Raw genomic sequence first — 11914 nt, 5'->3', positions numbered from 1 at the left:
GGAGCCTGCATATGCAGGCTCTGTTCCGTATGGCGGGGGTGAGTATGGCGGTAAAACTGGAACGATTAATCGCTCAGACAATCTTGCAGGGCTTCGATGCACAATATGGTCGCTTTCTAGAGGTTACTGCCAGCGCTCAACACCGTTTTGAGCAGGCGGACTGGCATGCCGTTCAGCAGGCGATGAAGAAGCGTATTCACCTCTATGACCACCATGTCGGTCTGGTGGTTGAGCAACTAAAGCACATCACCGATCAGCGCTGTTTTGATGCAGAATTTCTGGCACGGGTAAAAGAGATCTACACCGAGTTGTTGCCGGATTACCCGCGTTTTGAAATTGCGGAGAGTTTTTTTAATTCTGTTTACTGCCGCTTGTTTAAGCACCGTGATTTAACGCCGGATAAGCTGTTTGTTTTCAGCTCGCAACCGGAGCGGCGCTTTCGTGAGATCCCCCGCCCGTTAGCGCGCGATTTTTCCCCAAAAGGGGATCTGAGTGGCATGTTGCAGATGGTTCTTAGTGATTTGCCGCTACGTTTGCCGTGGGAAGATCTGCCGCGTGATATCGGCTATATCACAGAGGCTCTTCGGCAAGCATTCCCTGATGAGCAACTGATAGGCGCACGGTTTCAAATCGCTAATGAACTGTTTTATCGCAATAAAGCGGCTTGGTTAGTCGGTAAGTTGCGGTTGGCTGAAGGGGTTTATCCCTTCCTGCTCCCCATCCATCACAATGAATCTGGCGCCCTATTTATTGATACTTGCCTCACCGGTAAAGCGGAGGCCAGCATTGTGTTCGGTTTTGCTCGCTCTTACTTTATGGTTTATGCCCCGCTGCCAGCGGCAATGGTGGAATGGCTACGGGAAATATTACCGGGTAAATCGACAGCTGAGCTGTATATGGCAATTGGTTGCCAGAAACACGGCAAAACTGAAAGTTATCGTGAATACCTCACCTTTGTTCATCAATCCAGTGAACAGTTTATTATCGCCCCAGGGGTTAAAGGCATGGTGATGCTGGTGTTTACCCTACCGTCATTTGATCGGGTATTTAAGGTCATTAAGGATCAGTTTGCGCCGCAAAAAGAGGTCAGCCAGGCACGAGTTTTAGAGTGCTATCAATTGGTTAAAGAGCATGACCGCGTCGGGCGCATGGCGGATACTCAAGAGTATGAGAATTTTGTTATTGATAAGCAGCGGATAAGCCCGGAGTTACTGGCCGAACTACAACGGGAAGTGCCGGAAAAGTTAGAAGATTTAGGCGACCAAATCATTATTAAGCATCTCTATATGGAGCGGCGGATGACGCCATTGAACCTTTATATGGAGCAGGCCAATGATCAGCAACTAAAGGATGCTATCGAGGAGTATGGTAATGCCATTAAGCAGTTGGCTGCGGCAAATATCTTCCCCGGTGATATGTTATTTAAGAACTTTGGTGTGACCCGCCATGGTCGCGTGGTGTTCTATGATTACGATGAAATTTGCTATATGACAGAGGTGAATTTCCGCGATATTCCGCCAGCGCGCTACCCGGAAGATGAGATGGCCAGCGAGCCGTGGTATAGCGTATCGCCCAATGATGTATTCCCTGAAGAGTTTCGTCATTTCTTATGCACTGATCTGAAAATACGGCATTTTTTTGAGGAGATGCACAGCGACCTGTTTCACGCCAGCTATTGGCGTGGGTTGCAGCAGCGTATTAGGGACGGGCATGTGGAGGATGTTTTTGCCTATCGCCGTAAGCAGCGCTTCTCCCAGCGGACGTTAAATTAACGGCTACTGCGCGTGCGGATTTTGGGTTTGCGCTGTGCTCGAACTCCTCACGTATTACATATACGCTCCGGGTTCTGCGCGCAGGGCGTACCCAAACTCCTTTCGCTCGCTACGCCTTGATTGAATACAAGCGCGTAAGCGACCGGAGCGCCCCGAGGCGCGGTAAACCCGTCGATCATTGCGCTTAATCTACGGCGTCTTTACCATCTGCCTGTTCTCACCGAACGAAAAAGTTTTTATGCATTCGATTTTTTAACTAATTACGATTCCCGCCACCATAGGATTGAGTGATTTCTTTCGCAGCATGAATAACCAGTGCGCCAAGTTCGGTGACGCGGTCGTCGGTAATGCGTGATACCGGGCCGGAGATAGAGATTGCGGCAAAGGCTTCATGGTGTTCATCGAACAGACAAGCGGCGATACAACGCAAGCCGAGGGCATGTTCTTCATCATCAAATGAATAACCTTGCTTGCGAGTCAGTGCCAGATTCTCTTTCAGGCTGGCTGGATTGGTACGGGTATGTTGGGTATATGCGTGCAGCCCTTTCTTATGTAACAACTGCACTAATTGATCATCTGTCAGGGTAGAGAGAAAGGCTTTACCCGCACCGGAAGCATGCATTGGCAGTTTGCCACCAATGGGGGCTGACATGCGCATTAGCGCAGTACATTGTACTTGATCGATAATAATGGCCTGGTAGTCGCTATGGTCGAGCACCGCCAGGTTGACGGTTTCGCCTGATTCATCCATCAAACGGCGTAGCATCGGATGCACCATGGCCAGCAAATTGCGGCTTTGCAGGAAGCTACTGCCGACAATAAAGGCGTGAGCCCCCATGGTCCAAAGCCCTAAATCCCCCACCTGACGGACAAAACCTTGCTGTTGCATGGTTGTCAGCAGGCGATGAGTGGTAGAATTCGGTAACCCCGCCTGTTGTGCTAAATCCGTCAGGGCGACACTGCCTTGTGATTCGGAAATATATTCCAGTAATTTAAGGCCGCGCGTTAATGACTGAACCTGACCGGTTGCTGCAGGGGTAGTTTGTGCAGCTGCCTTGGGTTTTTTCCCCCGCTTAATCGGAATCGGTAACGCCATAAATCCACCTCTCATCTATTTTTATGGAATTCATTTTCGTTTTTCAATTATGCATGCAAACGATAGAAAACGCTCATCCGATGAGTCGGTTTCTCTACCTGAAAAAGTCTCAACTGCTAGCGGACTCATTACATTGATAACTTGTGCTAGGATGACAGACGGGTTTATACCCGTCATCTTTCAAGATGCAGGGTTGTTGGCTGCCGTCACTCACCCAAGTCATTGAGTTATCTCAACTCCTTGGGTTCATTTCGTTGCCGCCGACCTGCAACTCGAAATCTATTGGGTATATAGGGATGAATTTTTCAGCATGTCTGATACAAATAAACAACCAAGATGCGTCGGGTAATGGCAAAGCAACAGGGTAAAGAGGCGACAGACAGTGGTGGACACAGTATTAAACAATAAGGTTAAGCAATTGCATCAGCAACTGGCACAACGGATCCTGGTGCTGGACGGTGGTATGGGCACGATGATCCAGAGCTATCGGCTGGAAGAGGCTGATTATCGTGGAGCGCGCTTTGCTGATTGGCCAAGTGATCTGAAAGGCAACAACGACTTATTGGTGCTATCTAAACCGGAAGTCATTATCGCCATTCACAATGCCTACCTTGAAGCGGGCGCTGATATTCTCGAAACCAATACATTTAACTCCACCACCATTGCGATGGCGGATTATCAGATGGAGTCGCTGTCAGCCGAAATTAACTATGAAGCTGCTCGGTTGGCTCGGATTTGCGCTGATGAATGGACCGCCCGTACCCCAGAAAAGCCGCGCTATGTTGCCGGGGTTCTTGGCCCGACCAACCGTACCGCGTCGATCTCGCCTAAAGTTAATGATCCGGCGTTCCGTAATGTCAGTTTTGATCAGTTGGTTGAGGCTTATCGGGAGTCTACCCGCGCCTTGATTGAAGGTGGTGTTGATCTGATTATGATCGAGACGGTCTTCGATACCCTTAATGCGAAAGCGGCTACCTTTGCTGTTGAGTCTGAATTTGAAGCCATGGGTGTGCTGTTGCCGGTGATGATTTCCGGCACTATTACCGATGCCTCGGGCCGGACATTATCAGGCCAAACCACAGAAGCTTTTTATAACTCGCTGCGCCACGTTAAACCGCTCTCTTTTGGCCTGAACTGCGCGTTGGGGCCGGATGAATTACGTCAATATGTGGCGGAGTTATCCCGTATCTCTGAATATTATGTCAGTGCGCACCCGAATGCCGGTTTGCCTAATGCTTTTGGTGAATACGATCTGGAAGCCAAAGAGATGGCCGAACAGATTGGTGAGTGGGCACGGGCTGGATTTTTGAATATTGTCGGTGGTTGTTGTGGTACCACACCACGACATATTGCGGCGATGGTTAAAGCCGTCGCTGGCGTCCCTCCGCGCCCGTTGCCGGATATTGCAGTGGCTTGCCGTCTGGCTGGTCTGGAACCGCTGACTATCGATGCTAACTCGCTATTTGTTAACGTCGGCGAGCGCACCAACGTCACCGGTTCGGCTCGTTTTAAGCGGCTGATAAAAGAAGATAAATATGATGAAGCGCTGGATGTAGCCCGCCAACAGGTTGAAAGCGGCGCGCAGATCATCGATATCAATATGGATGAGGGGATGTTGGACGCAGAAGCCGCGATGGTGCGCTTCCTCAATCTGATTGCCGGTGAACCAGATATCGCCCGGGTGCCAATCATGATCGACTCCTCTAAGTGGGATGTGATCGAAAAAGGCCTGAAATGTATTCAAGGCAAAGGAATTGTTAACTCTATTTCGATGAAAGAGGGCGAAGCTGCCTTTATCCATCACGCTAAGCTGGTGCGCCGTTATGGTGCTGCCATGGTTGTGATGGCATTTGATGAAACCGGGCAGGCGGATACCCGTGCGCGTAAAATCGAAATCTGTCGCCGCGCTTATAAGATATTGACCGAAACTGTCGGCTTCCCGCCGGAAGACATCATCTTCGATCCCAATATTTTCGCCGTGGCGACGGGGATTGAAGAGCATAACAACTATGCGGTCGACTTTATTGAAGCATGCGCCGATATCAAAGCTGAGCTCCCTCATGCCATGATTTCAGGTGGTGTCTCCAACGTCTCCTTCTCATTCCGCGGTAATGATCCGGTGCGTGAGGCGATCCATGCTGTTTTCCTCTATTACGCTATCCGTAATGGCATGGATATGGGGATCGTCAACGCTGGCCAACTGGCGATCTATGATGATCTGTCGGATGAGCTGCGTGATGCGGTGGAAGATGTGATCCTTAATCGCCGTAGCGACAGCACTGAGCGGTTGTTGGATCTGGCCGAAAAATATCGTAGCAGCAAAAGTGGTGAAGTGGCGATTCAACAAGCGGAGTGGCGTGGCTGGGATGTAAAAAAACGGCTGGAATATTCACTGGTTAAAGGCATCACTGAGTTTATCGAGCTGGATACCGAAGAAGCCCGTCAGCAGGCTGAGCGGCCAATCGAGGTTATCGAAGGGCCATTGATGGCCGGGATGAATGTGGTTGGTGACCTGTTCGGTGAAGGGAAAATGTTCCTGCCACAAGTGGTAAAATCTGCCCGAGTGATGAAACAGGCAGTAGCCTATCTCGAACCTTATATTGAAGCCAGTAAGCAGAAAGGCACTACCGCGGGCAAAATTCTGCTGGCAACGGTTAAAGGTGATGTGCACGATATCGGCAAAAACATTGTGGGTGTGGTTTTACAGTGTAATAACTATGAGATCATCGATCTGGGTGTGATGGTGCCGACCGAAAAAATCCTGCGCACGGCGCGGGAGGAAAAGGTCGATATCATCGGCTTGTCCGGCCTGATAACCCCGTCGCTGGATGAAATGGTTAACGTTGCCAAAGAGATGGAGCGACAGGGTTTTACCTTGCCGTTATTGATTGGCGGCGCGACCACCTCGAAAGCCCATACCGCGGTTAAAATCGAACAGAACTACAGTGGTTCCACCACTTACGTCTCCAATGCCTCACGCAGCGTTGGCGTGGTTTCAGCGTTGTTATCTGACACGCAGCGTGATGATTTCGTAGCAAAAACGCGCAAAGAATATGAAACCGTCCGTATTCAGCATGCACGTAAAAAACCGCGAACTCCGCCGGTCAGTTTACAAATCGCGCGGGATAACCAAACCGTAATCGATTGGGAAAGTTATACGCCGCCAGTTGCCCATAAATTAGGTGTGCAGCCTGTCGAGGCCAGTATCGAAACTCTGCGCAATTATATCGACTGGACGCCATTCTTTATGACCTGGTCGTTGGCGGGTAAATACCCACGTATTTTGGAAGATGAGGTGGTCGGCGAAGAGGCTAAACGCCTATTTGCCGATGCCAATGAACTGCTGGATAAATTGTCGGCAGAAAACTTGCTGCATCCGAAAGGCGTGGTGGGGATATTCCCAGCTAACAGCGTCGGCGATGATATCGAAGTTTATCGCGATGAGCGGCGTGAGGATGTGCTGGTGGTCAGCCATCATCTGCGCCAACAAACCGAGAAGACCGACTTCCCGAACTATTGCCTGGCAGATTATGTTGCACCTAAATCTAGTGGCAAGATTGATTACTACGGAGCATTTGCTGTCACTGGTGGCTTGGAAGAAGATGCCTTGGCCGAGGCTTATGATGCTCAGCATGATGATTACAATAAAATCATGATTAAGGCCTTGTCAGACCGTCTGGCAGAAGCTTTTGCAGAATATCTGCATGAGCGGGTACGTAAGGTGTATTGGGGCTTTGCACCGAATGAAAACCTGAGCAACGAGGAATTGGTGCGCGAGAACTACCAAGGGATTCGCCCAGCACCGGGGTATCCGGCTTGCCCGGAACATACTGAAAAAGGCCAAATCTGGCAGTTGCTGGATGTAGAAACTCACACGGGCATGAAGTTGACCGAATCCTACGCCATGTGGCCGGGTGCCTCGGTATCAGGCTGGTATTTCAGCCATCCAGACAGTAAATACTTTGCGGTGGCACAGATTCAGCGTGATCAGGTGGAAGATTATGCCGCCCGTAAGGGGATGCCGGTAGCGGAGGTTGAGCGCTGGTTAGCCCCGAACTTGGGTTATGATGCCGACTGATCGTTAAGTTAGTTGTTAAGTAAAATGAAAGGAGATAGCCGTGATGACTATCTCCTTTTTTAATGCTCTTTAACCAAGTGGTTTGCGCGCTTTAGCCTCGCGTCACACCGGCTACGGCATTTTTCTGTTCGGAGCCACCATGAGCGCCTAGCAGCGGTGTTTTGCCTTCCATCATTTCACTGACGCCACCACCAATTATCTCGGTAACTTTAGACGATGCATTTACTCTCGCTCCGCCCTGGGTGTGTTTGCCGTTGATATCCTGTAATTCCAGACCATTGGTTTGTAAGTTTACATCGCTGTCACTATTGGTTATTTTTCCACCGATTAGTTCAGTTTTACCGGCTACGTTCAAATTAACTGACTGTGTGCCGCTAATGGCTGATTGTTCTTCAACCGCTTTATTTTCAACGACTTCCACTTCAACTTTAGCTTTGCCGCTGCCACCTTTGACTTGTTCATCCTGAACATTACTTTTGATTTTTTTGCCTGCTGCTTTGGCACCTTTCTGCCGCCATTTATCTTCGGTTTCTGCTTCTTCCTTAGACTCGGTTAGCGTTTCATTGCTCCCCTTTTTGGTATAGCTGAGGGGTTGTACGTTATCTTCTTCTTTAGAACCAAAGTAGCTTGAAACTTGGTCATATTGCTTTTTAACTTTATCGAATAACTTATTGGATTTAGTGGTCAGGTTTTTTTTCACTTTATCCGAGCCGATTGGGGTCGCATCGGCTACCTGATTAATCATACTGTCTTGTTTCTCGTTACTGTGATTGAAACTCAAGCCAGTGTTGACATTAACTTCCTGTCGGACATCTTCACGGCTTTGCACTTTCAAGTTACCGCCGATAGTGCCAGTAATATCATTAGCTTTGAGCATAGCACCCGCTAGAGCAGTGTCTTTGGCGCTATTCAGGGCGATATTGTTGCTATTGATATGGGTGTTTTGTTGCATTACAGCATTCAGTTTTTCAACACCGACATCCAATTTAGCGCTGATATTATGGAGTTTTTCGCTACTTTGCTTGTCGACCACCCCTTTATCATCTTTATTGAAAGAGCTATTTTGGTTGCCATTGGCGCCGGCTGTGAAGTTCCAGTTGTTTTTGTGTTCCTGGTCTTGTGCTGACTCCAGCATGATGCCGCCATTATCTGCCGTCAGTGTGGTTTGCTGGCTGGTGATATTGGCATTTTGCATATGGATGGCTTGGTTATCGTGACCGCCAGCTTTAATGTTGACTGCGCCATTGCTGTTAATCACACTGCCTTGATGTTTGGTGGCTGACTCGTCTTTATTAGCAACGTTAACTTCTGCGCCTGCCTTTATCCCTTTACCATTTTTATCGGTACCACTGCTTGTACTCATACCCGCATTGGCACTGGCTGACCAGGTCATATCCTGCTTCGACCCCTGTGATTGCGCGGCCAGAATATCGACTTTGCCACCGGCTGCCAGCAGAATATCACCGGTAGCTTGTTCTTTACTGCCGAACGAGGTGCCGGTGAGTGTCAAATCTTTCCCTGCATTCAGCTCAATACCTTGCTGGCCTTGCAGATGACTGACTTGGGCAACGGAGGTACTGCTTTGCCCCTTACTGTTACCGCCACCTAAACCGGCACTGAAGTTTTTACTGCCGACGTTAGTACCAAGGTTCGCTTTGGCATTAGCCTCAACGTTATTATGGTTTTCACTGGTGTGGTTAGTGACTTGATCAAAAACAATATTACCGCCTGCGCTAACCGTAGTTTTGCCACTACCTGCATTGATATTTGTGCCTTGATAGCTCGCATCCTGTTTCACATTGATATTGACGCCATTTGCTGCGTTCATGCTACCAACTTGCGCAATTTCACCTTTTATATGCTGATCTGTCGATCCCCCTTTGCCCTTACCATCAAGGGTAATGTCTTTGCCTGTAGAGGTGTAAACTCGAATATCGGCTTCGCCGAAGGTTTCTGTAACATGTTGGTCAACACGATTAACGGTAGCTTCAAAGGTATGACGCGATGCATCCAGCGTAATGGCTCCTTTGTCCGCTTGATATTTTGTGCCTTGATCTTTGACTTCGCCGTTGGCATTGAGCGCGATGTTACCGCCTTTGATTGATGTTACGACAGATTGGTTACTGTTGAGGTGGGTCTCTTTGGTTCCACCTTTAGCCGCAAGATCTATCCCAGCGTTAGGCGCGCCCACTTCGCCTACCGCTTCAACCATGCCGCCAATATCCAGTTTTTGCCCATCGGCTATCACTTTTTCAACCGGGCGGGTCACTTCGCCATAAGCAATATTGGCCTCATAACCGACATCAACCTTGGTGGTTTTGGTATGCGTTTTTTCACTATTCTCAGCGGCCAGATTATGGATATTATCGCCCTGAGCCTGATAAGCGCCACCGACGTTATGGTCCGTTCCCTGATTGGTGACGTCTTGTGTTGCGGTGATATTCAGATTACCCGCTACCTGTGAACCCGAGACCACGGAGGTTGATTTGTCAGTGCTGGTTTGGGTATCTTCGTAGCCTACGTTTACACCACTGCCGGCTTTATCCATGCCGCCGGTGTAGTGGAAATCAACCCCAACGGTTTCTTTGGTTTTATTGCTGGAGAGAGTGTCTTGCGTAGCGACAAATGAAACATTTTCGCCTTTAATTTCTGCATCGCCTTTGGTGGCAGTGATGTTAGAGCCGATAAATGTGATGTCTTTTTGGGCGTCCAGTTTGACTGTGCCACCTTGCAGTGACGCAGCGTGATTTTTGATGCTGTCAGTTTTTTCGCTCTCACTGCTGTGATTCAGTTTCAAACCTGCCTGGTATTGGTTGTTACCATCATCGCTGGTAAAGCCCGAGATAGTAAGTTTGCTTTTCTGCTCATCAATTTTCTGTTGGGCTTGAGCGGCTTTAACATTAACTTCACCTAGCGTTTCAATACCCAGTTCACCGGCACTTGCTACCATACTGCCAATAACATCAACATTATCTTTACTGATTATTTTGAGATTAGCATCTGACGCTAATTCGCTGCCGATAACTTTTTCATCGCTATTATTGGCTTTATGGGAACTGCCAGTAATATTAAAGGCGACACCGGTACGCTCATCAATTTTAGTGGTGGTGGTACTAATGGCGTTATCAATCTTAATGCCGCCTTGATCTGCCTGAATATAACCATCTTTGGTACCTTTGACTTGACTGCCGGTAATGGAAACACCTTTATTACCTATAACTAGAATTGTTCCATCAGCGATTATTTCAGAACGGTGATTGGTTTCTGCATTCTTATTGTTGTTATTATGATCGATACCCCCTAGCCCTAAATTTTGTTCATTTTTACCATTTGTTGTTTTCTGATTTTTGGTCTTTTCCACATCAATCTTGACTTCATTGGCATTGATTAATAAATCGCCGCCAGCTGATGCCTTAACACCATTGCCGGTAATTTTTCCTTCTGCCGTTAAACCCAAATTCCCATCGGCTTGTAGCATGGTTTTATTGAGTGTTTGAGTGTTTTCTTTATTGTCCCAAGATTTATCCTCTCTCATTTGCACATAGTTATGGCCTTTTTCATGCTTTGAGCTTTGTTCAATCTGGCCTTTGAGTTGTAAATCTTTTTCCGCTTTGACTGAAAGATTATCGCCTGCCCTTACAGAAGAGCTTGATAATTTTATATCCCCTTTGGTTGATTTAAGAAAGATGTTATTCTCCGCAATAATAGTGGTTCCAATAACTGTTTGTTGTTGGTTTTTATTATCTTCAGATTTGCTCCAGTTATGTAGCCCCCACCCACCCTTTTCTGAATAGCCATTGGCCTGTGTATTAGTGAGTTTCTCTGTATCCAGTTTAATATCCCCACCTTGAATAGTGATGTTTTTACCATCAATGATGGCGGCACTAAGATGATTTTTTTTCTTGGCAATAATTGAAATATTTGCGCCTTTAATTTTGGTGCGTTTGAGTGTCTGTGTTGTCGAACCGCCAGAAGATGATTCAATAATATCGCCTGAAGTAAAGATATCACCGGCGCTGACTGTGATATCTTTACCGCTTAAGTTGGCGGGGGTCGGGTTATAATTCAAATTTGGATCGGAATCAACATCAAGATTCAATCTTCCCGGTGTTAAAATTTCTATCGAGTCACGGGCAGAATACCCACTTGACATATTTACCCCATTACCTTCTGCGGTGTTAACAATACGAATTCTATTGGCCTGCATACCACCAAATATTTTACTGTCGTATGCTGAATCCACATATTTTTGTGATTCTAATATCTCCCCGTCAACGCTAACTTTATTTTGCCCGAGGATGATGTTAATGCTCTCTCTGGAGTCTACAGCTCCCAGCATATTAATACGTGGCGCAATTAAGTCTATTGGCCCAACTGTTGATATATAACCTGTTATATTTAATAAATTGGTGTTATTGCGAGTATCAAAGCCTTGTAAATTACCTTGATCTACTAGCGGATTACCGACTACCAGTGAGTTTCGATTGGTATTAATAAAACCACAGCTATTACAGGTAATTCCATTAGGGTTAGCCAGAATATAGTCAGCTGCCATGCCAAAGACTTCCTGCTTACCTAATAATAATGAAGGGTTACGGCTGATAACCTCATTCAAAATAATACTGGCTGCTTGACCATTTAAGTTCTGGTTGGCAGATAATTGCCCGGCAAGTTGTGATTGACCGGTACTGAGAGAGTTATTAAGCACGGCTCCCGCTTTGTTAACGTTAAATTCATTATATTGGTTATGTGATAACCCCGATGCTGAGGGTTTTACGATATCGATGACTGGGACGCCATTTACCGTATTAATTGCTGGATTGTGGGCAGGATCACCGGCACCGACAATCCCAGCAGCATAACAGGTGGCCACTGATACTGAAATAATAGCAACGGCTGCCGCCAGCTTTCCTGCCGGGGAGAGCTTGAACTTATTTTGTTTCATTTTTACTTCTCCATTTTTGTCAT

4 protein-coding genes are annotated in these 11914 nt (G+C 47.4%); 2 read left to right on the top strand and 2 right to left on the bottom strand.

Annotated elements, in window-relative coordinates; all coding sequences use genetic code 11:
* The first annotated feature begins 44 nt into the window (after positions 1–44).
* On the top strand, positions 45–1772 hold the full coding sequence (aceK, locus tag ACWJJO_RS20870) for a bifunctional isocitrate dehydrogenase kinase/phosphatase (RefSeq protein ID WP_420073466.1): 1728 nt from the start codon (positions 45–47) through the stop codon (positions 1770–1772).
* Positions 1773–2028: 256 nt separating this feature from the next.
* On the opposite strand, the gene iclR is transcribed toward aceK, so the two are convergent.
* Complete coding sequence (gene iclR / locus ACWJJO_RS20865; RefSeq protein WP_420073463.1) at positions 2029–2868, bottom strand: glyoxylate bypass operon transcriptional repressor IclR; 840 nt, start codon at positions 2866–2868, stop codon at positions 2029–2031.
* Between the two features lie 382 nt (positions 2869–3250).
* Between iclR and metH the strand changes: the two genes are divergently transcribed.
* On the top strand, positions 3251–6946 hold the full coding sequence (gene metH, locus ACWJJO_RS20860) for a methionine synthase (protein WP_420073464.1): 3696 nt from the start codon (positions 3251–3253) through the stop codon (positions 6944–6946).
* 91 nt (positions 6947–7037) lie between these two features.
* On the opposite strand, the gene ACWJJO_RS20855 is transcribed toward metH, so the two are convergent.
* Entirely contained in the window at positions 7038–11891 is a 4854-nt protein-coding gene (locus ACWJJO_RS20855; RefSeq protein ID WP_481091490.1) for a hemagglutinin repeat-containing protein, read from the bottom strand.
* Positions 11892–11914 lie beyond the last annotated feature (23 nt).

The sequence above is a fragment of the Yersinia antarctica genome (assembly GCF_056636475.1).
Note: the sequence above shows the minus strand (reverse complement) of the source record. Positions and strands in the feature narration are given on the sequence as shown.

What these genes read in the sequence shown, in the direction of transcription:
- aceK (WP_420073466.1), top strand. Translation starts at nt 45, where the DNA reads ATGGCGGTAAAACTGGAACGATTAATCGCTCAGACAATCTTGCAGGGC.
- iclR (WP_420073463.1), bottom strand. Translation starts at nt 2,868, where the DNA reads ATGGCGTTACCGATTCCGATTAAGCGGGGGAAAAAACCCAAGGCAGCT.
- ACWJJO_RS20855 (WP_481091490.1), bottom strand. Translation starts at nt 11,891, where the DNA reads ATGAAACAAAATAAGTTCAAGCTCTCCCCGGCAGGAAAGCTGGCGGCA.